This window comes from Paracoccus cavernae (genome assembly GCF_042430175.1).
Taxonomy (GTDB): Bacteria; Pseudomonadota; Alphaproteobacteria; order Rhodobacterales; family Rhodobacteraceae; genus Paracoccus; species Paracoccus cavernae.
The window spans coordinates 119,911-145,737 of record NZ_JBHMDZ010000005.1; the positions used below are offsets into that span (position 1 = coordinate 119,911).

Sequence of the window (25,827 nt, forward strand, 5' to 3'; positions counted from 1 at the left end):
TACGCAACAGTCAAACGCCGCCCAAGACGATATTTTTCTGCGTAAATTATGAACAGTGATCGACCTGCGGCGATGAAACTCGCCTTCAATCACAGTCAATCACGCGATAGCGCATACCAATAGATCAACCTGGGGCGAGCCATAGCCAATTGCGCAAAAGGTTCCCCATATCGCGATCACATCGTGGAATGCGCCAACTTCCGCCGTAAACTTTTACTAGGCCAAACCGCTGAATTCGCGGGGCTTCCACCATGTTTTTCCGCGATCTTTTGCGGGGGCCCGGCCGGACATAAACTTCAGTCTGTAACCGCGTCAGGTCACCCGAGGCTCACGCCGCCCGACCGTGACGCAACTGATAATGAGGTTTTGTGATGAAAAAAATTGCCTATCTGGCTGGTGTCACCGCTTTGGCAGGTTCTTTTGCTGGTGCGGCCTTCGCACAGACCGAAATCGCGGCCGGCGCCAATGCCACCGGCATCACCGCCGTCAACGAGCGCATGACCGATGTCGAAGATGCTGTGCGTGACGACTTCAACCGTTCGGAAGATGCCTACCGCTTCGGCCCCGGCACCAACCGTGACGGCCTCTTCGGTTCGGTCGCGCTGACCTATTCGGGCAGCACCGGCAACCAGGAGAACCAGGATTTCGCGCTTTCGGGCCGCCTGAGCTATAATCAGGGCCGCTTCGCACAAACCGTCGGCCTGCTGCTCGAATATGGCGAGGACAGCAACGGCGATACCGATACCGAGAAAACCTACGTCATCTACGACGCGCAATATTACATCAACGACCAGTTCTACGCCTTCGCCCTCGGCCGTCTGTCGACCGATGGTCTGGCCGATGATATCGACGCTTTGGCCGATGATGAAACCATTGCCGATCTCGACGGCCGCCTGCAGCGCGACGCCTATCTGGGCTTTGGTCCTGGTTACCGCGTGATCAACAACGAAACCACCGCTTGGCGCGTTCAGGCCGGTGTGGGTATCCGCTATACCAAAGCAACCGAGGTCAATATCGATCCGGTCAGCGCAGTGGCGACCCTCGACGACAACTCGAACACCGAAGTCGGCTATATCGTCTCGTCGCGGTTCTTCCACCGCTTCAACGACAATATCTTCCTGACCAACGACACCGACTACCTGACCTCGGATGCGAACGACGTCATCACCAACGAGCTTGGTCTGAACTTCAAAATGACCGAGGCTTTCGCGACGCGGATCTCCTACACGACCGAGTATATCTCGGACCGTTCGATCCGTACCGACAATACGCTGGGTGTCTCGCTGGTTTACGGCTTCTGAGCCAAAGCCAGACTCTCTCTCATTCCCTGGGCGGCCTTCGGGTCGCCCCTTTTTTATGCGCGCCGAAGCCGGAGAAGCGCGCAAGTATGAAGAAAAGGTGGCGGGAACCGCAGCGACCGTCGCAGCACAGGTTTCCCCGAAAGCCTGGATATCCAGGTGGGCGCCAGGTAACAGAACCAGGATCCTGCCAGAGCCAGCCCCCTCGGTGAAATTATAGGCCAGTGGAAAAAATGGCCACATACGCGAAGAGCAGAAACCCGCCGTCTCCACAGATAGGCCCCGAGGCGGGGCCTTGCAAGGGGGCAGGGGATGCTTGCCCAATGTTTGCGTTTCGTTCAGGTTGAGGTAATGGAACCGACCCCCGATCCCCTACCAGAGCTGCCCGCAAAGCCGGGCCAGAAGCTGGCGCGCGGCGTTTCGCGGCTGCTGGCGAGCATGGGCCACGCGCCCTTGGCCGAATTCGTGCCGCAGCGGGGATTGCGTGTCGATGTCATCTCGATCGCGCCGCAGGGGGAGATCTGGATCGTCGAATGCAAAAGCAGCCGCACCGATTTCACCAGCGACCGCAAGTGGCAGGGCTATCTGGAATGGTGCGACCGCTATTTCTGGGCGGTAGACGCCGATTTCGCGACCGATTTGCTACCGCCGGAGCAGGGCCTCATCCGCGCCGATGCCTGGGGGGCCGAGCTGGTGCGGATGGCACCCGAGACCAAGCTGGCCAGCGCCCGCAGAGCACGCGTTCTGCGCGACGTGGCGCGGGTCGCGGCGCTCAGGCTTCAGGCGCTGACCGATCCGAATGCGTTTAGCGGCGCGGCTTTTTAGGTTTTTTGCCGCTGTCGCCGGCGGCGCGGGCAGCTTCTGCTGCGGCCATCAGCTCTTCGGCGATTTCTTCGGCTTCCTCGGGATCGAAATCCAGCGGCAATTCGAACCCTTCGCCCTCGATATAGATGCGCACCATCCCCTGATCGGTCGGGCCGATCTGGATGTTTGCTGCAATATCGCTTGGACTATTGATGCTCATGGCGTTCCTTTCGGGAAATTTGAAATTCTGATTAACGTGATGACAGAAAAGCAGCAAGTCGGGCTTGCATCCTGCTGCAGCTCGCTTTAGAGAACCCCCAGTGCCGCCTTAGCTCAGTTGGTTAGAGCGCTAGATTGTGGATCTAGAGGTCGCCCGTTCGAGACGGGCAGGCGGTACCATCAAAACAATCACTTACACGACAAAGTTAAAGCGCCTCATCGGGCGCGCGTTTTGCGTTTCCGCATCAAGCCCCCCATCTGGCGCATATGGCCAGCAGGGCTTGACCGTACCGAAGCGCACAGCCTTTGCCGTGCGGGACCACCACCACGATTTCCGCCAGCCCGCTGATCGCCAAGCCTTTGGAGAGATGCGGCCCCTTCATCGGGGAACGGATTGCCCCCGATCAAACCCGCGCGCGGACCCCGAATCACACGCGCGAATCACCTCGTCTCTTTCGCGGCGGACGAATCACCTCCGCGAATCGCTTCAGGAGGCCATTTGAGGGCAGGGCGGGGATATTTTTCGACCTGCGAGCGGGCGGTCAGCTGCACAAAACCGACATGGTTTTGCCCGTATTTTCACCGCTGCCGCTCCCGACCGGCGGCAAGCGCCTGCGACAATTCATCCGCGCGCGTTTGATCCGAGGGCAAATTTGCACTAAGGGATACCATATGTGGACAAGAACCAAAGAGAGTGCCGTAGATAATCCCCAGAACGGTGGTTGGATTATTCGTTTCAACGATCAGGACATCGGACGCGTGAGCTACGCCCCCGAGCGCCCCGGCGTAGAGCCCTGGGCCTGGTGCGTTCATGACGTGCCCATGACCCGAGGCCGCGCATGGACCGAAGAAGCGGCATTGAACGCTATTCGCGAAGCCCACGAGCTCAAGACCGCAACCGCAGTCTGAGCGAGCCACCGCAATCACTGCCCGTCGGCAAAGGCTGCGCGCCATGCCGGACGGTATCTGCAGGGGAGGAGGGCAGTCGCCAGCCTCCCTTCCGCGTATCCGGAAGCCGGATCTCCGATCCTAGCGACATTCCGCGTTGACGCATACAATCCATTGTAAAGACGCCTTCTTTCTGTTCAACTCTTGGCGGGACGGTCCCAATTGCCCCGTTTCGACGGAACAAATTCCGCGATCATCCCGTTTTGCTAGGTAAGTTCGAAACCTGTTGAAGGAAGATCGACATGGACAAAGCTGAACAAGACGCAAAAGCCCTGAAAGCACAGGCCAAAGAGGCCGCGCGCGACGTCTCGGACAAGGCCCGTCGGGCCGCGGAAGAGGCGTCCGATGCGCTTGACGAAGCACGCAGCAGAGGTGCGGAGCTTCTCGATAGCGCCAGAGGCAAAGGCGCGGAGCTTGCCGAAGCCGCGCGCGAGAAGGGCGCCGAATATGTCGAGGCCGCCCGCGAACGCGGTTCCGATTACGCCCATCGCGCCCGCGCCGAAGTCGATCGCCTTTACCGCGAGGGCAGCCGTCGTGCGGGCGACGCGGCCCATTATGCCGAAGACTACTATGACGACGTCTCGGATCTGGTGCGGCGCAAACCCGCACAAGCGCTCGGGATTGCGGCCGGCGTCGGCTTCCTGATCGGCCTGATCCTCGCTTCGCGGCGCTGACACCATGTTCGACTATGCCCGGAAGATGAAGCTCGCAGCTTCCGATACGGCGCGGCGCATCGCGGTGAAGGTCGTGGCGGGCATGATCGTCCTGATCGGCGCGGGCTTTCTGCTCGCGGCGCTTTGGGTCTGGCTTGCCGATCATCTCGGCTGGGGCTCGCTTGTGGCCTCGCTGGTGATCGGCGCGGTTTTCATGATCATCGGGCTCTTGATGCTGGTCGGAACGGGCAGGGCGCGACACCGCCCGCCGACCACCGACGAGCTACGCGAAGAGATCTCGGAGCGGCTGAGCATTGCCACCGATGTGGTGCTCGACCGCGTCTCGGGCCGCGCTGAACGGGCGATCGACAAGGTCAAGGAAACCGCGACGGGCGCCTTTGACCAAGCCCAAAGCCGTGCCAGCCAATTCGCCGATGCGGCGGGAAACCGCGTGCAATCCTTCGTCGATACGGTCACGTTCAAGGCCGATCGTGCCGCCGAAAGCGCCGAGAGCAAGGTCCACGGGCTGGCCCAAAGCGCTGAGGCCTTGGCGGAAAAGGCCGGTCTGACGGCCGAGCGTCGTGAAAATCTGAGCGAGAGCATCGCGACCGGCGCAGCCAAGGTGAAATCCTCGAACCTCGCAACACTGGTGCCCTTGATCGGTGCGGTCGCGCTCGGCATTACCGCGGCGTCACGCTTTCAAAGCTGGCGTCATGGTGATGGCGAGGCGGACGAGGACTGGGACGATGCCGATTGGGACGACGACTATCCGCCCGAAGACGAGCTGGAAGACGAATTGGCCTGACCGCAAACAAAAAACCCCGCCAATGGCGGGGTTTCCTTTTAAAGACAAACAACTAAGGCAGAGACCTCAAGCGTTTGCTTCGCGGATTTTCTTGGCTGCTTCCTTGTCGTAGGCCACGCCGCTCTTGTCGAAAAGCTGATCGAGCTCGCCCGACAGGGTCATTTCGGTGATGATGTCGCAGCCGCCGACGAACTCGCCTTTGACATAGAGCTGCGGGATCGTCGGCCATTCCGAGAAATCCTTGATGCCCTGACGAACATCGCCATCGGCGAGAACGTTAACGTCGCGATACTCGACATCCATATAATTCAGAACACCGGCAACGCGGCTCGAAAAACCGCATTGCGGCATCTCCTTGGTGCCTTTCATGAACAGAACGACATCGCTGGCGTCGATCATGTCCTGAATTTTCTGGCTAACATCGGTCATCATGAAGTTCCTTACTGGAGCGCCTTACTCGGGGGCTTTGGTGGTCAGCGCAAGCGCATGGAGTTCGCCATTGGGACCATCCATCTTGCCTTGCAGCGCCGCATAGACCGCGCGCTGCTGCTGGACCCGGTTCAGTCCGCGAAAGCTTTCGTCGACCACGGTGGCGGCATAGTGGTTGCCGTCGCCGGCAAGGTCCGTGATCGTGATCTCGGCTTTCGGAAATGTTGCCCGGATCAGGGCTTCGATGTCATGGGCTTCCATGGCCATGGCTATACCTCTTGCTGTTCAATAAGATGTAGGACAAGGCATCCCAACCCGCAAGGTCGCGCCACAGGAATGGCTCCAATGTCGGAAGTGGTGAGCGCGCACATCAAGCGTTCTTACATAATACCGATTATTAATTGTTTATTTGTTGGTAAAAAATGCGCCCCGTCGAGGTGGAAAACCTCGCTTTCCGAAGCCTTGGCGCCTGAAATCCTGCTGATGAATGTCCATGCGTGGCGGCACTTGCACAGCGCGAGATTTGCTGAAAACCCTTGTTTTGCCGAGGATTTCGCCTGCACGAAGGAGAAGTTCGGCCGGATTTTTGTTCGACAGTTGCGGGGGATTTTTGCCTGCATGCAGGCTCGATCCGCGGCCTTTCAGGAAGACGCGTTCCGAATGTCGCTTATGTCCAAAAAAGCGGCTTGCTTGACATTTACATCATGTATATCAAGTACTTATCGAAATTCAGCCGTCACACTTTCAAGCTCACGAGAACGGCGCCGGCAGCAATCAGTGCCACGCCCAGCCAGTTGATCGCGGCCAAACGCTCGCCCAGAAACAGCGCAGCGAGCACGGCAACGAAGACCACGCTCAGCTTGTCGATCGGCGCGACCCGCGAGGCCTCGCCCAGCTTCAACGCGCGGAAGTAGCACAGCCAGGACGCACCGGTCGCGAGCCCCGAGAGAACGAGGAACAGGTAGGTCTTGCCGGAGACGCTGCCGAGCGACTCCCACTGCCCCGTCATCACCACGATCAGCGCCAGCGCGATCAGGACCACAAAGGTGCGGATCAGTGTCGCGAAATCAGATCCGATCCCCGCAATGCCGACCTTTGCGAAAATCGCGGTCGAGGCGGCAGCAACCGCCGAGAGCAGTGCCCAAAACTGCCAGCTTTCGCTCAGAAGTTTCATTCTTTTCTCCAATCCGCAGCATTTCAGCGCCCGTCTTGCGAAACGGACTACCACGGCATGGTCGCAGGCGCATCCCCATGCTCCCGCTTCGTCCGCTCCGCCGTTGAGGATCTCTGACGTTTAGCGGAAACAATCTCGGATTCGTCATACTTTCGCCTGTAAAATGCGCTTAGCCTGACGCAGTGTTGCAATCAGCGCCTAGAGTTTGGCCAAGGGCCGGTTTGATCAAGGCCCACCCGACAGCCGTGCCCCAGTGCAGCCCCGCAGCAGCTCCGAAGGAAAGGACCGCATTTGCCCGTCAGCCCGCCCGTCTGCGATTTCGGCGCTACCGCACCGCCCTTCTCGTTGCCCGATACGACGGGGCGGATGGTGGGTCTCGATGATGTCGCAGGTCCGAACGGCACTCTGGTCATGTTCATCTGCAACCACTGCCCCTATGTGCAGGCCGTCATCGACCGGATTATACGCGACGCGCGCGATCTGCAGGAGTTGGGCATCGGCGTTGTCGCGATCTCGAGCAACGACGCAGAAATGCACCCGCAAGATGGCCCCCTCGCGATGAAGATCGAGGCCGAGATGCGCGGCTTTACTTTTCCTTATCTCTACGACGAGACCCAAAGCATCGCGCGCGCTTATGGCGCATCCTGCACCCCCGACTTTTTCGGCTATAATGGCACGCGGGAGCTGCAGTATCGCGGCCGTCTCGATGCTTCGGGCCGCAATCCCGCGCCTGCCGATGCCCGCCGCGAGCTTTTCGAAGCCATGTCCCAGATCGCCAAGACCAAAGAGGGGCCGCGCGAGCAAATCCCCTCGATGGGCTGCTCAATCAAATGGAAAACACCGTGAACACCTGTCTTGCCCCCTGCCCGATTGTCTTCGACCTCGACGGAACGCTGATCGACAGCGCGCCCGACATCCAATCCGCCGCGAATTTCGTTCTGGCAGATCACGACATCGCGTCGTTGACGCTCGACCAGATTCGCAGCTTCATCGGCGGAGGCGTTGATATCCTTTGGGAAAAAATCATCGCCGCCACAGGAATGGATCCCGCCGACCACGGCAAGCTCGTCGCGGCCTTCATGCAGCTTTATCACACGGCCACCTCGCTGACCGGCCTTTTCCCCGGCGTGCGCGAGGCGCTGGAAACCTTGGCGGAGCGCGGTCACCCCTTGGGGATCTGCACCAACAAGCCGCTCGGGCCGACCATGGCGATTGTCGAGCATCTGGGCATCGCGCCGCTCTTTTCCTTCGTCATCGGCGGCGATTCCCTGCCCGAGAAGAAGCCAGATCCCGCCCCGCTGCGGGCGGCTTTTGCCGGTCTGGGCGCGGATCCGAAGAACCCCAAGGGGATCTATGTCGGCGATAGCGAATATGATGCGATCTGCGCCTCGCGCGTGCCGGTGCCCTTCCTGATTTTCACTTTGGGCTACCGCCAGACGCCTGTCGAAGAGCTGCCGCATGCGTCGAGCTTCGACCATTTCGACCGCCTTCCCGCGCTGGTCGAGGCGTTGGAATTCGCATGAGCCCGCAGATCCGCGCTTTCATCTGGGATGTCGACGGCACTTTGGCCGAAACCGAAGAGGCCCATCGCCTGTCCTTCAACGAGGCCTTCGCGGCCGCGGGGCTGGGCTGGGACTGGGATCGGGCGGCCTATCGCCGCCTGCTTCTGACCACCGGCGGGAAAGAGCGGATCAGGGCCCATGCCAATGCGGTTGGTCTGGCGCTCGCGGACGAGCAGATCCGCGCGCTCCACGCGGACAAAACCCGTCGCTATACCCGCATGGTTGCCGAGGGCCGCGTCGCCCTGCGCCCGGGCGTTACAGAAATGATCGCAAAGGGCCGCGCCGCGGGTATTGCGCAGGCGATCGCCACCACCACGAGCCGTCCCAATATCGACGCGCTGGTCGAGGCGGCCTTTGCCCAGCCCGCCGATCGGGTCTTCGACGTGATCGCGGCGGGTGACGAGGTTATCACGAAAAAGCCCGCGCCCGACGTCTATCTGCTGGCCTTGTCACGGCTCGAGCTTGCCGCCGCCGATTGCATCGCCTTCGAGGACAGCCGTCCCGGGGCGGCTTCGGCGCGGGCTGCGGGGCTGCGCATTGTCCTGACCCCCTCGGCCTATACGGAAGGCGATGATTTCGGCGCGGTCGACTGGATGATCGCGGGGCTCGACGCGCCGCTTCCCCTTGATCTTGCGCGCCAACTCGGCTGCTCCGTCTAGGGCGGGAGCGGCCCCGCCCCACCACCGGCGTTTGTCCCGTGATGCTGCGACAAAGCTTTCCCTTGTTCTTGAGAATGCGGCTGCCTATCCCTAAATCGCAATCGAAAGGATGCTGCAATGTCACGCCAAGAGATATCCCCCGCTATTGACCCCGGTCACAGGGGAACGGTTTCCGGTGCTGGTCTGAACCCCGAAATTCAGGCCTTTTTCGATCAGGCCACGAATACGGTCAGCTATATCATCCGCGATCCCGCGAGCAGCCATGTTGCGGTCATCGATTCCGTGCTCGATTTCGACTATGCCTCGGGCCATACCGACACCCGCAGCGCGCAGGCGATCACCGATTTCATCACCGCTCGCGGCTGGACGACCGACTGGATTCTCGAAACCCATGTCCATGCCGACCATCTTTCCGCCGCACCCTTTCTGCAGGAGCGTTTGGGCGGCAAGATCGGCATCGGCGAACGCATCACCGTCGTGCAGGACACTTTCGGAAAAATCTTCAACGAAGGCACCGAATTCCAGCGCGACGGCAGCCAGTTCGACCGCCTTTTCGCCGAAGGCGACCGCTTTTCGATCGGCGCGCTGGAGGGCTATGTCCTTCATACGCCGGGCCATACGCCCGCCTGCCTGACCTATGTCATCGGCAATTGCGCTTTCGTGGGCGATACGCTCTTCATGCCCGATTACGGCACGGCGCGCTGCGATTTTCCGGGCGGCTCGGCGGAGATGCTCTATGGCTCGATCCAGAAAATCCTGTCGCTACCCGATGACACGCGGATTTTCGTAGGCCATGACTATCTGCCGGCGGGCCGCGAGGATTTCCAATGGGAAACCACCGTGGGCGAGCAGCGCCGCGCCAATATCCATATCGGCGCCAACCGCTCGCGCGAGGATTTCGTGACCCTGCGCGAGACCCGCGACGCCACCCTCGGCGCGCCGCGTCTGATCATTCCCTCGCTCCAGATCAATATGCGCGCTGGCCATATGCCGCCGCCCGAAGAGGACGGCCACAGTTATCTCAAGGTGCCGCTGAACAAGCTCTGAGCTTGACAGCGCCGCCCTTTGGAGTGAACCGTCGCGGGCAGCCTTTGCCTGCGACCATATGCCAAACGCCAATCAGACTTACGGAGCCGCCCCGATGGATCTGCGCCAACTCTCCCCGGAAATCGCCGTCACGCCGCAAATCGACATCGAGGATCTGCCCGCTCTTGCCGAGGCCGGTTTCCGGGTACTGATCAACAACCGCCCCGATCACGAGGTCGGCCCCGATCTCGACAGCATCGCCATGGGCCGCGCGGCCGAAGCGGCCGGTCTGACCTATTTCTACATCCCCTTCACCCCGGGCGAGATCACCCCCGAGATGATCACGGGCTTTGCCGAAGCCATGGCGGCCAGCGGCCCAAAGGTCGCCTATTGCCGTTCGGGCAACCGTTCCTCGGTGCTCTGGGGGCTGTCGCAGGCCGGAAAGCGCCCGACGGAAGAAATCATCGAGACTGCCGCCAATGCCGGTTACGATCTCTCGCCCGTGCGCCGTCTGATCGACTCGCTGGCTTCCTGAGCCGCAACCGCGAGCGCTCCGATGCCGCGCCCTGACCGCGCCCCGAGATGCACCCGCCCGCCGGCTCCGACCCGTTCGGAAGCCGTCGGAAGCGGGGCCTTCTCGTGAGCGCTCCGGCCCGCCGCGGGCTGCATCACCTGTGGCGCAATCCGCGCCAGATCCTGCCGATCCTCGACTGGGCACCACGCTATTCGCGCCAGACCTTCGGCGCGGATGTGCTGGCGGCGGTGATCGTCACGATCATGCTGATCCCGCAATCTCTGGCCTATGCGCTGCTGGCGGGCCTGCCGCCCGAAACGGGGCTTTACGCCTCGATCCTGCCGCTGGTCCTTTACACGCTTTTCGGCACTTCCAAGACGCTGGCGGTGGGGCCTGTGGCGGTGGTCAGCCTGATGACGGCCACGGCGGTCGGCGGGATTGCCGCCACGCGCGCGGTCGATCCGCTGGTGGCGGCGGCGGGGCTGGCGCTTCTGTCGGGGCTGATGCTGCTGGTGATGGGGTTTCTGCGGCTGGGCTTTCTGTCGGCCTTTCTGTCCCATCCGGTGATCTCGGGCTTCATCACCGCCAGCGGCATCCTGATCGCGGGCTCGCAGCTCCAGCATCTTCTCGGTATCAAAGCCGGAGGGCAAACCCTGCCCGATCTCGTCGCCGCGCTCTGGGGCGCTCTTGACCATAGCCAGATCGCCGCCATCCTGATCGGTTTGGGCTCGCTCGGCTTTCTCTTCTGGTCGCGCCGCAGCCTCGCACGGCTTTTGATCGCGCGCGGCATGCCCCCGCGTCCGACCCAGATCCTCGTGCGCGCCGCGCCCGTGCTGGCGATCGCCGTCACCACGTTTGTCTCGTGGTGGGGCGATCTCGCGGCCAAAGGTCTGCCGGTCGTGGGCACCATTCCACGCGGCCTGCCCGCCCTGTCCTTTCCGCGCCTCGACCCCGCCCTCTGGCTTGATCTCGCGCTTCCGGCTTTGGTGATCTCGATCATCGGCTATGTCGAGACCGTCTCGATCGCCCAAACGCTCGCCGCGAGGCGACGCGAGCGCATCGACCATGACCAGGAGCTTGTGGCGCTCGGCACGGCAAATCTCGGCGCGGCGGTGGCGGGCGGCTTTCCGGTGACGGGCGGTTTTGCGCGCTCGGTCGTGAATTTCGATTCCGGCGCGCAAAGTCAGGCGGCAGGCGCTTTCACCGCCATCGGCATGGCTTTGGCCACGCTCTCGCTCACGGGGCTTTTGTACCATCTGCCGCAGGCGACTTTGGCCGCGACCATCATCATCGCGGTCCTGTCGCTGGTCGATCTGCGCGGCCTGCCGCGGATCTGGGCCTATTCGCGCGCCGACGGGCTGACGATGGCGCTCACCATCCTCGCGACTTTGGGTTTCGGGGTCGAGCCGGGGATCGTCACCGGAGTCATCGTCTCGGCGATTTTGCACCTCTACCGCACATCGCGCCCGCATGTGGCGATCGTCGGCCAAGTGCCCGGCACCGAGCATTTCCGCAACATCGACCGCCACCATGTCGTGACCGCGCCCGATGTCCTGTCGTTGCGCATCGACGAGAGCCTCTATTTCCCAAATGCCCGTTTTCTCGAAGAAACGCTTTACCGCGAAGTCGCCGCCCGACCCCGGATCCGCCATATCGTGCTGATGTGTCCGGCGGTAAATGCGATCGACGCCAGCGCGCTCGAGGCGCTCGAGGCGGTCAACCTGCAACTCTTGACCTCGGGGGTGCGGCTGCATCTCTCGGAGGTCAAAGGGCCGGTCATGGACAGGCTGCGCCGCAGTCATCTGCTCGAACGTCTGGGCGGGCGGGTCTTTCTGACCCAGGCCGATGCGATGGCCGCGCTCGCGCCCGAGCTGACCGCCGAGACCCTCGCCCGTCCCCGCACGCAATCCGCGCGCGACGAGCGCGGGCTGTGCTGAAGGGGCCACCCGCAGACGCGATAACTGCTGGAAGGCGCAGGCAGGGCGTAACGTCACGGCCCTGCCGCCCGTCCCTGCGCGCGGCCCCGTCCCCGCAGGACGCGCCAAAGCCCGCGCATCGCCCCCCAATCCTGCGGCAATCTTGGGAACCAAATCGGGAAGTCCTTGGTTTTCTTGCCATTGACCGGGCTAAAAGAGACGGTCAAAACACGGCATCAGAGGAGAATTTTGGATGAACTCGATCATTTACATCGTCGGTCTCGTCGTCGTCGTCCTGTTCATTCTGGGACTTTTGGGGCTGCGCTAAACCAAAGCCACCATTTCTTCTGGTGTTTTCGGGCCTTCTGCGTTAGGGGGGCGCTACATCCTGAAAGGCCAGAATTGATGGACATTCGCAACATCGCGATCATCGCTCACGTTGACCATGGCAAAACCACCATGGTCGACCAGCTTCTGAAGCAATCCGGTTCCTTCCGAGAGAACCAAGCCGTGGCCGAACGGGTCATGGACAGCAACGACATCGAACGCGAACGCGGCATCACCATTCTTGCCAAAGCGACCAGCGTCGAATGGAAAGGCACGCGTATCAACATCGTTGACACCCCCGGCCACGCCGATTTCGGCGGAGAGGTCGAGCGGATCCTGTCGATGGTGGATGGTGTCTGCCTGCTGGTTGATGCTGCAGAAGGCCCGATGCCGCAAACCAAATTCGTCACCTCGAAAGCGCTCGCGCTCGGGCTTCGTCCGATCGTCGTGCTCAACAAGGTCGACAAGCCGGCCGCCGATCCCGATCGCGCGCTGGACGAGGTCTTCGACCTCTTCGCCAACCTTGGCGCCAATGACGAGCAGCTCGACTTCCCCCACCTCTATGCCTCGGGCATCGGTGGCTGGGCGGATCGCGAAGTGGACGGTCCGCGGACCGACCTCTCGGCGATGTTCGATCTGATCATCGAACACGTCCCCGCGCCCAAGCAAATGGAGCGCATCGACGAGCCCTTCGAAATGCTGGCGACCACCCTTGGCGCCGACCCGTTCATTGGGCGCATCCTCACGGGCCGCGTCGAAGCGGGCCGTGCAAAGGCCGGCGACACGATCAAAGCCATGTCGCGCAACGGCGACAAGGTCGAGCAGTTCCGCATCTCGAAGGTCCTTGCCTTCCGCGGTCTGACCCAGCAGCCGATCGACGAAGCCGTCGCCGGCGACATCGTGACCATTGCAGGCATGTCGAAAGCGACCGTGGCCGATACTTTGGCCGCGCTCGAGGTCAACGAGGCGATCCAGGCCAAGCCGATCGACCCGCCGACCATCTCGGTCACCTTCGGCATCAACGACAGCCCGCTGGCCGGTCGTGACGGCAACAAGGTCCAGTCGCGCGTTATCCGCGACCGCCTGATGAAAGAAGCCGAGACCAATATCGCGATCAAGATCGAAGACACGCCCGGCGGCGATGCCTTCATCGTTTCGGGTCGCGGCGAACTCCAGATGGGCGTTCTCATCGAGAACATGCGCCGTGAAGGGTTTGAACTGTCGATCTCGCGTCCGCGCGTCATCTTCCGCGAGGAAAACGGCGAGCGTCTCGAGCCGATCGAAGAAGCCATCATCGATGTCGATGACGAGTACACCGGTGCGGTGGTCGAGAAACTGACCGGCGCGCGCAAAGGTGACCTCGTCGAGATGAAGCCCGCCGGTCACGGCAAAACCCGCATCGTCGCCCATGTCCCCTCGCGGGGCCTGATCGGCTATCAGGGCGAATTCATGACCGATACGCGCGGCAACGGCGTTCTGAACCGCATCTTCCACAGCTGGGCCCCCTATAAAGGCCCGATCCAGGGTCGTCGTCAGGGCGTCCTGATCTCGATGGAAGACGGCGTTTCGGTGGCTTATGCTTTGTGGAACCTCGAAGAGCGCGGCAAGATGTTCATCGGCGCGCAAGAACAGGTTTATCAGGGCATGATCATCGGCGAGCATTCGCGCGACAACGACCTTGAAGTGAACCCGCTCAAGGGCAAGAAACTGACCAACGTCCGCGCCTCGGGCACGGATGAAGCAGTTCGCCTGACGACGCCCGTGCGCATGTCGCTCGAAGAGGCAATCGCCTATATCGACGATGACGAACTGGTTGAAGTCACGCCCAAGAACATCCGTTTGCGCAAGCGTCACCTTGATCCCCACGAGCGCAAGCGGGAATCCCGCAGCAGCTGATAACCTGCTTGACCCAACGGCAATTCACGCTTCCCGCAAGTGGCGAAACTGATAGACTATAGCTGACCCACAGGAACGCGAACAATGAATGGCAGTGGCAACAGATATCAGGAGCTGATCGCAATCGCCTTGCGCTCGCTCGACAACACAGGCCAGCTCCCGCATTCCCTGCAGGAGCTGGCGGCTTTGGCCGAAGTCCCGCAGAGCGAGATCGAGGAGGTTTTCCCCTCGATCCTGCTTTTGCGCGGCGGGCTGATCAACCACGGTCTGGCCCTGCTGGCCGAGGATATCCGTCAGGGTGTCGTCGCCGCGGATCCGGCCAACCCCTGCGCCCAGATCAAAGCCTTGGCGCGGGCCTATTTCACTTGGGGTTCGATGCATCGCGCGCTGTTTCGCGTCATGGCCTCGGCCCTTTTCGATCCCGAAATTGCCGCAAGCTCGGATTTCGACCTGCACCGCAATTCGATCCGCAATCTCATGGAAAAGAAGCTCCACGAGAGCCAGTCCCTCGGACAGATTCCGGCCGACCGCGATCTCGGTGTCGTCATGGCCAATCTTCATGCCGTGGTTCTGGGCATCAGCTCCATGCTGACGCAGGGCCGTCTCGACCCGTGGTACAAAGGTCCGGTTACCGATACCGAAGAACTGGCGTTGATGATGATCGAAGCTTTCCTCGAACAAACCATCCCGTATGAAGCCGCCATCCGCAACCAGCCGGAATAAGGCAGGACGCGCATCAGTCCATGCTCTGATGCGGTGATCCCGTCATGGTGCGCGGACTATCAACCGCGTCATGAAAAAAGCCCGTCTCTTGCGAGACGGGCTTTTTCTGTTGGGTGCACAAACCCACAGATCTGGCGGTCAGATCTGGCGCTCGGGCAGCTGGACCACAAGGCCGTCCATCTCGGGCGTCACTTTGATCTGGCAGGTCAAACGCGAACGCGCGGCATCCGGTTCGAACGCGAAATCCAGCATATCCTCTTCCATCGGCTCTTTGGCCGGAAGACGGTCGACCCAAGCGGCATCGACATAGACATGGCAGGTCGAGCAGGCGCAAGCCCCGCCGCAATCCGCGTCGATGCCGGGGATCCCGTTATCGCGCGCACCTTCCATAACGGTCATGCCGGGTTTGACGTCGACTTCGTGGGTCGTACCGTTGTGCTCGATGTAAGTAATCTTCGCCATGGTCATTTCCTTCAAAGACCTGTCGGAAATAGGGGATCACATCGCGAATGGAAAGCCCCATCACGCAGTCGCGTGGGCCGATTGCAGCCCAGGGCTGCAATCAGGCGTTGCAGGGGGCAAACCGCCCTTAAACGCGGCGCAGCGCCAGCACCGCATTCAGCCCGCCAAAGGCGAAAGCATTGCTCAGAACCACGTCGACTTTGGCGTCGCGCGCGATATTGGGCACGACATCCAACGCGCATTCCGGATCTGGCTCCTCATAGCCGATGGTCGGCGCGATCACGCCATCCTTCAGCGCCATGAGGCAGGCTAGAAGCTCGACCGCGCCGGTGCCGCCGATCAGATGGCCATGCATCGATTTCGTCGAGGAAATCATCAGCCGGTCGGCATGGGGCCCGAAAGCCTTGGCCACGGCCGCGCATTCGGTCTTGTCGTTGGCCGCCGTACCGGTGCCGTGGGCATTGATGTAGCCGACCTCTTCGGGATTGATCCCCGCATCGAGCATCGCGCCCGAAATCGCCCTTTGCGCCCCGATGGCCGAAGGCATGACGATATCCTGCGCGTCCGAGGTCATCGAGAAACCGATCACCTCGGCGATGATATCGGCACCCCGCGCCACCGCGTGATCGAAATCCTCGAAGACGAAGACGCCCGCGCCCTCGCCCTGAACCATGCCGTTGCGTGTCGCCGAAAACGGACGGCAGGCGTCTTTCGACATGACGCGCAGACCTTCCCATGCCTTCACGCCGCCAAAGCAGAGCATGGATTCCGACCCGCCCGTCAGCATGACGGTCGCCGCTCCCGAGCGGATCATGTTGAAGGCCAGACCCATCGCATGGTTCGAGCTGGCGCAGGCGGTCGCAACGGTGAAGCTCGGTCCCAAAAGCCCGTATTCCATACTGACATGCGAGGCGGCCGCATTGTTCATCAGCTTGGGCACAACGAAGGGATGAACGCGGTTCTTTCCCTCTTCATAGACGGTCCGGTAATTCTCGTCCCAGGTGTTCACGCCGCCGGCGGCGGTCCCCAGAACCACGCCCGAGGTCAGCCCGAGATCGCCGTCGAAAACCAGTCCCGACTGCTCGACCGCCTGACGTGCGGCCAGCATCGTGAATTGGGTAAACTTGTCGTACAGGACGATCTGCTGGCGGTTGAAGTGATCCTCGGCCTTCCAGTCGCGCACCTGACCGCCGATGCGGATGGTCAGACGTTCGACATCGCGGAATTCGAGCGGACCGATACCGCTGCGCCCCTCGCGCATCGCCTCGAAGGTCGAGGCGACGTCAAAGCCGAGCGCATTGACCGTCCCTGCCCCGGTGATCGCGACGCGGCGCTCGCCGGTCGCGACCTTGCCCATGATCGCGCGGCCGATCATGACGCGGGCGAATTTGGTGGCCTTCTTCACCTTACCGGCTTTGCGGCCCTTGTCGAATTTGGATTTCTTCGGGCTCATCCCTTTTCGGCCACGAGCTTTTCGACGGCGGCAAGGATCGTGCCCATGGTCGAAATGTCGAATTCCGACTTCTCGGGCTCGTTGGCATTGAAGGGAATGGTGATGTCGAACGTCTCTTCCAGCGCGAAGATCGCCTCGACCAGACCGAGGCTGTCGATGCCCTGATCCTGCGGCGAGGCCGAGAAATCGATCTGGTCGGGTTCGAGCATCGCCTGCTCTGCAATGATCGCAAGGATGCGGTCGCGGATGTCTGCGGTCATATCGGCCTCCATTCAGCCCTTATCGAGCAAGTTCTTGACAGTTTCCTGAAGCTGCGCGACCTGGGTGTAAAGCCTCGGCAGCCGGCGGATGTTTTTCTGCGCCTCGATATGGGTTTGCATTTTCACGGCAGGGCTGCCGAGAATGACGCGCCCCGCTGGAACATTCGTATAAATGTCCGTGCCGCCTCCGGCAATCACATCGTCGCCGATGAAGATATTGTCGGAAACGCCGACTTTGCCGCCCAAAACCACGCGGTTGCCGACACGGGTCGATCCCGCGACGCCGGCCTGACCGGCCAGAAGACAATCCTCGCCGATCTCGCAGTTATGGCCGACCTGAACCAGGTTATCGAGCTTGGTGCCGCGACCGATGCGGGTCGCGCGGATCGTGCCGCGGTCGATGCAGGCATTGGTGCCGATCTCGACATCATCGCCGATCTCCACGCCGCCGAGCGAATGGATGCGGACCCAGCGCTGCTCGCGGATCTCGGCGCGCTCGCCCAGATTGTCGCGGATTTCCTCGACACCCGATTTCTCGGGGGTGACGAAGGAAAAGCCGTCGCCGCCGATCACCGCATTGGAATGGAGGATGAAGCGCGCGCCGATCGTCACGCGGTGATGGATGCGCGCGCCGGCATGGATCAGGGCATCATCGCCGATCCGCGCGAAATCCCCGATCGAGACATGCGAATGGATGCGGGCATTCCTGCCGATGCGCACGCCCTCGCCGATGACGACAAAAGGCCCGATCGCCGCGCCTTCGCCGATCTCGGCCGAAGGGTCGATGATCGCGGCGGGATGGATGCCGGCCGCTGGACCTTTGGCCGGATCGAAGCTGCGCGTCAGCCCCGCCATCGCCAGACGCGGACGGCTGACCAGAACGGCGGCAATCTGGCCGTAGGCTTCCGGATCGGTCCCCTCAGCCAGAAGCGCGATCCCGCCCGGTTTGAGCTTGGGCAGGTAATCCGGCCCCGTCGCCAGAGCGATCTGGTTCGGTCCTGCATCCGCAGGTTCCGACGCCCCCGTCACGGCAATGGAGCCATCCCCCCAGAAGCGGGCATCCAGAGCCCGCGCAAGATCGGCAATGGTCAATGTCATATCGGCATCCCCCTGTGTTCCAGAGGGATTTACTCGCCCGAGGCGAAACTTTCCAGTCCGGCGCGCATCAAAGCCGCGTAGACCGGCTCGTCGCGGTCATAAACATCGGGGTAGCGACGGATCTTGCCGCTCTCGTCGGGGAAGGTCGTGAAATAGACGAGATGCACCGGAACATTGGGTTTCAGCGCCAGCCAGCTTTCCTTTTTGCTGTCGAGCGCGCGCTGGAACATCGCCTCGGGCGTCTCGGTCTGGGGACGCAAAAGCTCGTAGGCGAGATCGAACGGTTTGCCGATCCGGATGCAGCCATGCGAATAGGCGCGCGAGGCATTGTTGAAGAGATGCTTCGTTGGCGTGTCGTGAAGATAGATGTTCCAAGGGTTGGGGAAGATGAATTTCACCAGACCCAAGGCATTGTCGTCACTGGGTTTTTGCCGCATGCGATAGGGGAAGTTGCTCGCATTGTACTTGCTGAAATCGATGCGGTCGCGCGCGATCACGTTGCCGTTGCCGTCGACGACATCGATATGGGAGACCGCGTTGCGGTTGCTTTGCAGGCGCGGCAGATATTCCTTGACCGTGATCGAGCGCGGCACGTTCCAGCGCGGATTGACCACGAGATACTCCATCTCGTCCGAAAATTCCGGTGTGCGGAAATCCTCGTTCGATTTGCCGATCACCGTGCGGGTCTGGAAGACCTCGACCCCGCCTTCCATGATCCGCGCATTATATTCGGGCAGATTGACCCAGACGTTGCGTGCCTGAAGATCGTGACCGACCATCCAGCGCATCCGCTCTAGCGCGATCAGAACTCCGTGATCACCAGCCGAAGCCCCTTTGTTGAGGCGCGCGACCGTGCGCGGACCCGCAACGCCATCGGCCGGAAGCCCTGCGCGTTCCTGATAAAGCGCGACCTGAGCCGCAAGCGGCGCGTCAAAGACGGTCGCCGCAGTTTCGGGCGCACCCGCATCGAAGCCGATCGAGGCAAGCCGGACGCGCAGAGCCGCAACCGCTTCGCCGGTCGTGCCGAGTTTCCAGACACCCTCGGCCACTTCGGGCGTGCCGGGCGGCGCGATCAATTCGGCCTTGGCCCCCAGAGCCTTTTGCAGGGCTTTATAGCGGGCATCCTGCGGTTCGAGCGCGACGAGCATCGCCTCCGGATCCGGGCTTTGCGCGAAATCCTTGAGCAGATCGGCCGTCTCGGGACGCAGAACCTCGCGTTTGATGGTGGGATCAACGCGTTTGGGATCGAGGATGCCGCCGCCGACATCATGGCTCCAGCGGGCGAAGACGCGGGCAAAGGCCAGTTCGGTCTCGGCCGAGGTCCCGCCCTGCCCGTCCAGTTCGTGCAGGCGAAGCGGTTCGTAACGCGCGGGCGGCAACCCGTGTTCGGGCGCGCGGGCGACAGCCTTGATCAAGGCGGCGCGGCGCGATTGCCCCTCGGGTCCGGTGAAAACCGGCCGGAGGCTGTTCGTGCCGTAGAACTCCGCAAGCCCCGGCTGGCGCGCGACTGCGCGTGCCAAAGCCATCTCGCTTTCCGAGAAAACCAGACGCGGTGCGGGGGCCGCAGCAACAGGCACCGTTTCGATCCCCTGCGCGGGCGCAAGCCCCGGCAAAGTGAAAGCCGCCATGGCAAGGGAGGCGAGAATCACCCGTCTCTTTGTGCTGCCCATCATTGCGCCCAATTCCTCATCTTCGCGTTTTCCGGCACATTAACCTGTTTCGGTTGTCCGCATCCATCCGCACCCTGCGGCGGGAAAGGCAAAACGGGCATTTTGGTCACCCCCGCGTTGCAAAGTCGCAACAGCTTTAATCAATCAATAACTTACCCTATGCCGAAGGGGGCATATCGGCAATATTTTGCCGAAATTCTTGCCAAATCCTTTCCGAGGAAACTATCCCGGTTTCGTAATCGCGAAGTTGGTGACATATTCTTAGCAAGTTCCGGATACAGCCGGGCTGCCACCCAGAATGAGTGGCAAATGCAAACGAAGCAGGACAGGCGATCTGACATGACGTTTGAGACACTTTCCCGCCGCGGAGTTCTGGGTGTATTCGCGGCTACGACCGTTGTTGCAGCGCCGGTGATGGCCAATGCATTCGGTATTTTGCGCGGTGCCGGTGATATCCGCCGTATCAAGATGTATTCGGGCCGTACGGGCGAAAGCATCGACACGGTTTATTGGGTCGAAGGAAAATACATCCGCGACTCGCTGAACGAGATCAACATTTTCATGCGCGACTGGCGGACAGGTCAGGCGATCGGGATCGACCCGCGCATGATCGATGTGGCTGCGGCCTCGCACCGCCTGCTGCAAACCAACGAACCCTATATGATGCTGTCGGGCTACCGCTCGCCCAAGACCAATGCGATGCTCCGCTCGCAATCGTCGGGTGTGGCGCGCAACTCGCTCCATATGTCGGGCAAAGCTGCCGACCTGCGCCTCAAGTCGCGCTCGGTTGCGCAAATGACCCGCGCCGCACAATCGTGCAATGCCGGTGGCGTCGGCCGCTACTCGCGCTCGAACTTCGTGCACATGGATTGCGGCCCTGTCCGCCACTGGGGCGCATAAGGGCCTCGGGCCCTCGCCTCCCTTCAGCAGCGTTCCGGCGGACTAACCCAAGCCCCCTTGCTTAAACCCGCCCTTAGAGGCGGGTTTTGCTTTTCACGCCTACCGATGTTCCGGAAAGCATGCGGCCCGCCTGTCCTTAGCGCAGACGTGGCGGCAGAGAGGGGTCGCGTTTGGGCGCGGGCTCTGGCGCAGGCGGTTCGGGAACTTCGAGCAAAAGCGCACCCTGCGGCAGTTCGACCTCGGAGAAGCCGACATCGACCCCGCCCTCGATCGGCGGCAGAAAGGCGAAAAGCTCGGCGAAAGCCTTGGCCAAGGCCGGACGGCGGTCCTCGGTGCAGCCGTGGATCAGCAGCAGATGCCCGCGCCGCCCGTCCGGCCAAACCGCGGCAACCAGCGCCGCGCGGCTCGCAAGTCCCGCCATATCCGACAGGCGCTGCGACAGCGGCTCGATGAACAGCGAAACCGCCTCGGGCGTGGGAGCGGTCATCCACGAGGGCCGCAAAGTGCCGCCCTCGTCGGGGGTATTGGCAAGCGCCTGCCCCAACCAGTCCAGCGCGCCCCCATCGAGAAACATCTCGGAGGGCTGACCCGGATTGACCAACAAGGCGTGCCCCTCCTGCGCCAGCATCGCGGCGAGGACGCGCCCCGGCATGGCCGCATAGGCCACCGCGCGCCCGAAGAAACCGGCAAGCCTGTCCTCGGTATCGCAGGCCAAAGCCGAGGTCGTGCCGGAAAGATCGAAAATCTCCATTTCGGCGCGATCATGGCTCGGCTCGGCGGTCAGGGCGACGTAAAGCTCGGTATCGGCAAGGCGCGACAGGATGCGCGCACGGGCGATCTCGGAGGCTTCGTGAAAAGGGATCGGGCTCAGATCATCCAGCGCTGTCATCTCTCGTCTCTCAATCTTTGGGCCAGCTCGGCGCGCATGGCGGGGAGCAGTTCGTTTTCAAACCACGGGTTGCGCCGCAACCAGCCGGTATTGCGCCACGACGGATGTGGCAAGGGCCAGCAACGCGGCGCATGGCTGCGCCAATCGGCCACCGTCCGCGTGACATTATCCGTCCCGAGATGCCAGCGCTGCGCATAGGCTCCGACCAGAAGCGTCACGCGCGGTGACATCTTTGCCAAAACCCGCGCGCGCCAGGTCTCGGCGCATAGGCGCGGCGGCGGCAGGTCGCTGCCCTTCGCATCATAGCCCGGAAAGCAGAAAGCCATCGGCACGATCGCGATTTTTGCCTGATCGTAGAAAACCTCGGGCGTGATCCCCATCCAGTCGCGCAGCCGGTCGCCGGAGCGGTCGGCAAAGGGGCGCCCGATCTGCTGGACCTGCATGCCGGGCGCCTGCCCGACGATCAGGATCCGCGCCGCGGGCGAAAACCACACCACAGGACGTGGCGCATGATGCGTCGCACTGGCCGCGAAACGGGCGGCGCAAAGCCGGCAGGCCCTTATTTCGTTCTCGAGCTCCATGACCTATAGATAAGACCTTGCAGGAGCGCCAAAAAGTCCCGAAACAGGGCCTTTTTACCCAATGCCTGAAGCGGGCGGTGTTAAGGACGCCTTCACTCTTTGGTGCCAGAGTGGACAGCAGCCGCCCCGACGCCTAAATTCCCACGGGTATTCATCCTTCCCTTCGCGGCGGAGGATACTTAATTTGACGTTCATGCCGCTTCACCCGCTTCGGGTCGCCCTGCGGATGCGAGGCCGTTTGATGTTAGAATTCGATAATGTTTCCAAGTCGTTCTGGACCGGAACCCAACGCAAGGTCATCCTCGACCAAGCGTCATTCCGCATCGAACCCGGCCGCTCTTTGGGCATTTTGGCTCCGAACGGTACCGGCAAGACGACGCTGATCAATATGATGTGCGGGCTCGAGCAGCCCGACGAAGGCACGATCAGGCGCGAATGCCGCATCTCCTTTCCGCTCGGCTTCATGGGCGGCATCGTCTCGAAACACAGCGCCAACGAGAATGCGCGTTTCATCGCAAGGATTTACGGCCTCGATCCCGATTACGTCGAAGCCTTTTGCCGCTGGTTGACCGATATCGGCGAGTATTTCGACATGCCGGTCGGCACCTACAGCTCGGGTATGCGCTCTCGCTTTACCTTCTCGCTGCTGTTGGCGCTGGAATTCGATATCTACCTGATCGACGAGGCCATGCCCCAGACCACCGATGTCGAATTCAACCGCAAAGCCGGTGCGGTTCTTTTTGATCGTCTCAAGACCTCGACGGTGGTAATCGTGTCGCATCAGGCCTCGACCATCGAGAAATTCTGCCGCTCTGCCGCAGTGTTGCGTGACGGACGGCTCTATATGTTTGAAACCCTCGACGAGGCGAAACAATATTATGACTACACCGCCTAAGGCCCGCGTTTTCCGCCTCAGCCGTTCGGAATCGGTTGTCGCTGCCGCCCGCGACGAGGCGGGTGCGGCCGGAGAGCGCAAGATCCGCATCGAGGTTCAAAAGTCCGCGGGCGAAAACGGTGCCGCGGCGTCCGCGCAGAATGCGCGACCCGATCAGGGCACCCGTCCCTCCGCATCCGGCCAAACGCCCGAGCATCCGCTCGAGGATCTCTTTGCGACCGGCGCGCAAGACGACGGCTTTGGCGACATGAAATTCGGCGATGCGCTCGGGACGACCCAAAATGCCGCACAACCGGCGGGCCAACCCACGCCTGCAGCCGCCGCCCCGCAGGCCAGGGGCGAGCCGCGCAGTCTCGAGGCCCGCATCGCGGCCGTTCGCGCCGAAAACCTGACCGACCGGCAACTGCGTATGGCGCGCCGGATTGCGGCGATGAACGACATCACCGTCGAATCGGATTACGAAGCAATCGTGCTTCTGCGCGACCGCGGCATCGACCCTTTCCACCGCACCGAAGTCGGCAAGCTGCTGTCGACCGAAGGGACGAAATCCCAGAAAACCGCGCCTTCGGGCTCATCGGTGGCCTTGTCGAAGATCACTCCCAAAAGCCGCATGCCGGCGCTTCCGACCGATAGTCCGGCCCTGCCCTCGCGCGAGCAACTGACCGAAGATCGCCGCGCCGCCGAGATCTACCGCATCCAGCGCGATATCGCACGTCGCCGCCGCCGCAAGATCGCGATGCTGGTCGCGCGGCTGTCGGCTTTTGTGGCACTGCCGACCGTTCTGGCGGCCTATTACTACTTCTGGGTCGCGACACCGCTTTACGCGACCGAATCCCAATTCCTCATCCAGCAGGCCGACCAGTCGAGCTCGGGCGGTTTGGGCGGCCTGTTCGGCGGAACCCAACTCGCTACCAATACCGATTCCGTTGCGGTGCAAAGCTATCTGACCTCGCGCGACGCCATGCTGCGCCTCGATCAGGAGCTTGGCTTCAAAAAAGCGTTTCAGGACCCGTCGGTCGATCCGATCCAGCGCCTGAACCCGGATGCCACCAACGAAGAAGCTTATAAAGTTTATAAAAAATCGGTCAAAATCGGTTATGATCCGACCGAGGGCGTCATCAATATGGAGGTGATCGCCCCCGATCCGAAGCTCAGTCAGGAGTTTTCGGTCGCGCTGATCAAATATGCCGAGGGACAGGTCGACCAGATGACGACGCGCCTGCGCTCGGACCAGATGAAAGGCTCGGCCGAAAGCTATGGCGATGCCGAGGAACAAGTGCGGGTCGCGCAGCGCCGCGTACTCGATCTCCAGCAAAAGCTGGGCGTTCTCGACCCCGCCGCCGAGGGAACGGTGGTAATGACCCAAATCGCCGAGCTCGAGCGCCAGCTCAACGCCAAGCGGCTGGAACTCGGCCAGCTTCAGGCCAACGCCACCCCCAACCGCAGCCGCGTAGCCGGTGTGCGCGGCGATATCGAGCGCCTCGAAGGCCTTATGGTCGACACCCGCGCCCGACTGACCGAAGGCAATGCCGCCCGCGGCTCTCTCGCCGCGATTTCCGGCGAGATCCGCATCGCCGAATCCGACCTTCTGACCCGTCAGGAGCTGCTGGCTGCGGCCGCCGCCCAGATGGAAACCGCCCGGATCGAGGCGAACAAACAGGTGCGCTACCTCTCGCTCTCGATCTCGCCGATCGCTCCCGATCAGGCGACCTATCCCAAAGCTTTCCAAAACACGATCGTGGCTTTTCTGATCTTCTCGGGCATTTATCTCATGCTCTCGCTGACCGCCTCGATCCTTCGCGAACAGGTATCCTCATGAAACATGTCACCGCCCGCAATGTTACCTTCGGCAACGACCTGCCGCTCTGCCTGATCGCAGGCCCCTGCCAGCTCGAAACCCGCGATCATGCGTTCATGATCGCCGATGTGCTGGCAAAGGCCTGCGAAAAATCGGGGACCGGCTTCATCTTCAAGGCCAGCTACGACAAGGCCAACCGCACATCGCTTTCGGGCCGCCGCGGCGTCGGCATCGACGAAGGGCTCGCCATTCTCGAAGCGGTGCGCAACGAGTTCGGCTGCCCGGTCCTGACCGATGTTCACGACATCCCTCAGGCCCGTGCCGCAGGCGAAGTCGTCGACGTTTTGCAGATCCCCGCCTTCCTGAGCCGCCAGACCGATCTCCTACTGGCGGCAGGCGAAACCGGTGCCGTGGTCAACGTCAAAAAAGGCCAGTTCCTCGCGCCTTGGGACATGCCCAATGTCGCCGACAAGGTTGCCTCGACCGGCAATGATAAAATCCTTCTGACCGAACGCGGCGCGAGCTTTGGCTACAACACGCTTGTGACCGATATGCGCAGCCTGCCGATCATGGCCCGCACCGGCTATCCTGTGATTATGGATGCAACCCATTCGGTGCAGCAGCCGGGCGGTCAGGGCGGATCGACGGGCGGCCAGCGCGAGTTCGCGCCCGTCATGGCGCGCGCCGCCGTCGCGCTCGGCGTTGCCGGCGTCTTTATCGAGACCCACGAGGATCCCGACAACGCGCCCTCCGACGGTCCGAACATGATCCGGCTCGAGCAGATGCCCGAATTGATCGAATCGCTGACCCGTTTCGACCGGCTCGCGAAATCCGATCCGGTCATGCGCTGAAGCGGAACTGATCCGGC

At 61.9% G+C, this 25,827-nt stretch carries 29 protein-coding genes and 1 tRNA gene; 18 read left to right on the forward strand and 12 right to left on the reverse strand.

The genetic code is table 11. The annotated features are described in order from the left end of the window. Positions 1–371: 371 nt before the first annotated feature. Together ACFFUC_RS06005 and ACFFUC_RS06010 are read left to right on the forward strand one after the other, a co-directional pair. Entirely contained in the window at positions 372–1,301 is a 930-nt protein-coding gene (locus ACFFUC_RS06005) for a DUF481 domain-containing protein (RefSeq protein WP_377684473.1), read from the forward strand. A gap of 348 nt (positions 1,302–1,649) precedes the next feature. After that, positions 1,650–2,123, forward strand: a complete 474-nt coding sequence (locus tag ACFFUC_RS06010) for an MmcB family DNA repair protein (RefSeq protein ID WP_377684475.1) — start codon at positions 1,650–1,652, stop codon at positions 2,121–2,123. On the opposite strand, the gene ACFFUC_RS06015 is transcribed toward ACFFUC_RS06010, so the two are convergent. Beyond that, on the reverse strand, positions 2,104–2,322 hold the full coding sequence (locus tag ACFFUC_RS06015) for a DUF6324 family protein (RefSeq protein WP_377684477.1): 219 nt from the start codon (positions 2,320–2,322) through the stop codon (positions 2,104–2,106). The genes ACFFUC_RS06010 and ACFFUC_RS06015 overlap by 20 nt on opposite strands. Before the next feature lie 102 nt (positions 2,323–2,424). Between ACFFUC_RS06015 and ACFFUC_RS06020 the strand changes: the two genes are divergently transcribed. From ACFFUC_RS06020 to ACFFUC_RS06035, 4 genes are all read left to right on the forward strand, one after another. Further along, positions 2,425–2,501: transfer RNA gene (locus tag ACFFUC_RS06020), tRNA-His, on the forward strand. 492 nt (positions 2,502–2,993) lie between these two features. Further along, a complete protein-coding gene (locus ACFFUC_RS06025; RefSeq protein WP_377684479.1) occupies positions 2,994–3,230 on the forward strand; it encodes a hypothetical protein in 237 nt (78 codons plus the stop codon). A gap of 281 nt (positions 3,231–3,511) precedes the next feature. Beyond that, positions 3,512–3,943, forward strand: a complete 432-nt coding sequence (locus ACFFUC_RS06030) for an ElaB/YgaM/YqjD family protein (protein WP_377684481.1) — start codon at positions 3,512–3,514, stop codon at positions 3,941–3,943. Positions 3,944–3,947: 4 nt separating this feature from the next. After that, the gene (locus ACFFUC_RS06035) at positions 3,948–4,727 is read left to right on the forward strand and encodes a phage holin family protein (protein WP_377684483.1); all 780 of its coding nucleotides are present in this window, start codon (positions 3,948–3,950) and stop codon (positions 4,725–4,727) included. Positions 4,728–4,793: 66 nt separating this feature from the next. Here the strand turns inward: ACFFUC_RS06035 and grxD are convergent, their stop codons facing one another. From grxD to ACFFUC_RS06055, 4 genes are all read right to left on the reverse strand, one after another. Beyond that, a complete protein-coding gene (gene grxD / locus ACFFUC_RS06040) occupies positions 4,794–5,156 on the reverse strand; it encodes a Grx4 family monothiol glutaredoxin (RefSeq protein ID WP_377684753.1) in 363 nt (120 codons plus the stop codon). A gap of 24 nt (positions 5,157–5,180) precedes the next feature. Next, on the reverse strand, positions 5,181–5,423 hold the full coding sequence (locus ACFFUC_RS06045; RefSeq protein ID WP_377684485.1) for a BolA/IbaG family iron-sulfur metabolism protein: 243 nt from the start codon (positions 5,421–5,423) through the stop codon (positions 5,181–5,183). Between the two features lie 113 nt (positions 5,424–5,536). After that, positions 5,537–5,776: a hypothetical protein gene (locus ACFFUC_RS06050; RefSeq protein WP_377684487.1), complete on the reverse strand. Its 240-nt coding sequence runs from the start codon at positions 5,774–5,776 to the stop codon at positions 5,537–5,539. A gap of 116 nt (positions 5,777–5,892) precedes the next feature. Further along, positions 5,893–6,330, reverse strand: coding sequence for an EamA family transporter (locus tag ACFFUC_RS06055; protein ID WP_377684489.1), 438 nt, complete (start codon positions 6,328–6,330; stop codon positions 5,893–5,895). A gap of 291 nt (positions 6,331–6,621) precedes the next feature. Here ACFFUC_RS06055 and ACFFUC_RS06060 point away from each other — a divergent pair, with 291 nt between their 5' ends. From ACFFUC_RS06060 to ACFFUC_RS06095, 8 genes are all read left to right on the forward strand, one after another. Then, positions 6,622–7,176, forward strand: coding sequence for a thioredoxin family protein (locus tag ACFFUC_RS06060; protein ID WP_377684491.1), 555 nt, complete (start codon positions 6,622–6,624; stop codon positions 7,174–7,176). Continuing rightward, positions 7,173–7,853, forward strand: a complete 681-nt coding sequence (gene gph, locus ACFFUC_RS06065; RefSeq protein ID WP_377684493.1) for a phosphoglycolate phosphatase — start codon at positions 7,173–7,175, stop codon at positions 7,851–7,853. The genes ACFFUC_RS06060 and gph overlap by 4 nt, the downstream gene beginning before the upstream one ends. Continuing rightward, positions 7,850–8,551 (forward strand): HAD-IA family hydrolase, encoded by a 702-nt coding sequence (locus ACFFUC_RS06070; RefSeq protein WP_377684495.1) that lies wholly within the window; start codon positions 7,850–7,852, stop codon positions 8,549–8,551. Before gph ends, ACFFUC_RS06070 begins: the two co-directional genes overlap by 4 nt. Positions 8,552–8,734: 183 nt before the next feature. Continuing rightward, entirely contained in the window at positions 8,735–9,598 is an 864-nt protein-coding gene (locus ACFFUC_RS06075; RefSeq protein ID WP_377684755.1) for an MBL fold metallo-hydrolase, read from the forward strand. 94 nt (positions 9,599–9,692) lie between these two features. Further along, the gene (locus ACFFUC_RS06080) at positions 9,693–10,112 is read left to right on the forward strand and encodes a protein tyrosine phosphatase family protein (protein WP_377684497.1); all 420 of its coding nucleotides are present in this window, start codon (positions 9,693–9,695) and stop codon (positions 10,110–10,112) included. 104 nt (positions 10,113–10,216) lie between these two features. Next, positions 10,217–12,028: a SulP family inorganic anion transporter gene (locus ACFFUC_RS06085; RefSeq protein ID WP_377684499.1), complete on the forward strand. Its 1,812-nt coding sequence runs from the start codon at positions 10,217–10,219 to the stop codon at positions 12,026–12,028. Positions 12,029–12,412: 384 nt separating this feature from the next. Beyond that, on the forward strand, positions 12,413–14,230 hold the full coding sequence (gene typA / locus ACFFUC_RS06090; protein ID WP_377684501.1) for a translational GTPase TypA: 1,818 nt from the start codon (positions 12,413–12,415) through the stop codon (positions 14,228–14,230). Between the two features lie 84 nt (positions 14,231–14,314). Beyond that, positions 14,315–14,953: a hypothetical protein gene (locus ACFFUC_RS06095; RefSeq protein WP_377684503.1), complete on the forward strand. Its 639-nt coding sequence runs from the start codon at positions 14,315–14,317 to the stop codon at positions 14,951–14,953. A 138-nt stretch (positions 14,954–15,091) separates the two neighbouring features. On the opposite strand, the gene ACFFUC_RS06100 is transcribed toward ACFFUC_RS06095, so the two are convergent. From ACFFUC_RS06100 to ACFFUC_RS06120, 5 genes are all read right to left on the reverse strand, one after another. Next, complete coding sequence (locus tag ACFFUC_RS06100; protein ID WP_377684505.1) at positions 15,092–15,415, reverse strand: 2Fe-2S iron-sulfur cluster-binding protein; 324 nt, start codon at positions 15,413–15,415, stop codon at positions 15,092–15,094. A 127-nt stretch (positions 15,416–15,542) separates the two neighbouring features. Then, entirely contained in the window at positions 15,543–16,772 is a 1,230-nt protein-coding gene (locus ACFFUC_RS06105; protein ID WP_377684756.1) for a beta-ketoacyl-[acyl-carrier-protein] synthase family protein, read from the reverse strand. 92 nt (positions 16,773–16,864) lie between these two features. After that, positions 16,865–17,128, reverse strand: coding sequence for an acyl carrier protein (locus ACFFUC_RS06110; RefSeq protein WP_377684507.1), 264 nt, complete (start codon positions 17,126–17,128; stop codon positions 16,865–16,867). Positions 17,129–17,140: 12 nt separating this feature from the next. Beyond that, on the reverse strand, positions 17,141–18,226 hold the full coding sequence (locus ACFFUC_RS06115) for a UDP-3-O-(3-hydroxymyristoyl)glucosamine N-acyltransferase (protein WP_377684509.1): 1,086 nt from the start codon (positions 18,224–18,226) through the stop codon (positions 17,141–17,143). A gap of 29 nt (positions 18,227–18,255) precedes the next feature. Then, complete coding sequence (locus ACFFUC_RS06120; protein WP_377684511.1) at positions 18,256–19,899, reverse strand: L,D-transpeptidase family protein; 1,644 nt, start codon at positions 19,897–19,899, stop codon at positions 18,256–18,258. Positions 19,900–20,235: 336 nt separating this feature from the next. On the opposite strand from ACFFUC_RS06120, the gene mepK reads away from it, so the two are divergent. Continuing rightward, a complete protein-coding gene (gene mepK / locus ACFFUC_RS06125; RefSeq protein WP_377684513.1) occupies positions 20,236–20,796 on the forward strand; it encodes a peptidoglycan L,D-endopeptidase MepK in 561 nt (186 codons plus the stop codon). A 136-nt stretch (positions 20,797–20,932) separates the two neighbouring features. Here the strand turns inward: mepK and ACFFUC_RS06130 are convergent, their stop codons facing one another. Both ACFFUC_RS06130 and ACFFUC_RS06135 read right to left on the reverse strand, forming a co-directional pair. Then, a complete protein-coding gene (locus tag ACFFUC_RS06130) occupies positions 20,933–21,685 on the reverse strand; it encodes an SseB family protein (protein ID WP_377684514.1) in 753 nt (250 codons plus the stop codon). After that, positions 21,682–22,266: a uracil-DNA glycosylase family protein gene (locus ACFFUC_RS06135; RefSeq protein ID WP_377684516.1), complete on the reverse strand. Its 585-nt coding sequence runs from the start codon at positions 22,264–22,266 to the stop codon at positions 21,682–21,684. The genes ACFFUC_RS06130 and ACFFUC_RS06135 overlap by 4 nt, the downstream gene beginning before the upstream one ends. Before the next feature lie 241 nt (positions 22,267–22,507). Here ACFFUC_RS06135 and ACFFUC_RS06140 point away from each other — a divergent pair, with 241 nt between their 5' ends. Genes ACFFUC_RS06140 through kdsA form a run of 3 tightly spaced genes read left to right on the forward strand, consistent with a single transcriptional unit; the run spans position 22,508 to position 25,810 of the window. Beyond that, entirely contained in the window at positions 22,508–23,161 is a 654-nt protein-coding gene (locus ACFFUC_RS06140) for an ABC transporter ATP-binding protein (RefSeq protein WP_377684518.1), read from the forward strand. Further along, positions 23,145–24,980 carry a KpsE/RkpR family capsule polysaccharide export protein gene (locus ACFFUC_RS06145; RefSeq protein WP_377684520.1) on the forward strand — a complete coding sequence of 612 codons (1,836 nt, stop codon included), beginning with the start codon at positions 23,145–23,147 and terminating at the stop codon, positions 24,978–24,980. Before ACFFUC_RS06140 ends, ACFFUC_RS06145 begins: the two co-directional genes overlap by 17 nt. Next, positions 24,977–25,810: a 3-deoxy-8-phosphooctulonate synthase gene (gene kdsA, locus ACFFUC_RS06150; protein WP_377684522.1), complete on the forward strand. Its 834-nt coding sequence runs from the start codon at positions 24,977–24,979 to the stop codon at positions 25,808–25,810. The genes ACFFUC_RS06145 and kdsA overlap by 4 nt, the downstream gene beginning before the upstream one ends. Positions 25,811–25,827 lie beyond the last annotated feature (17 nt).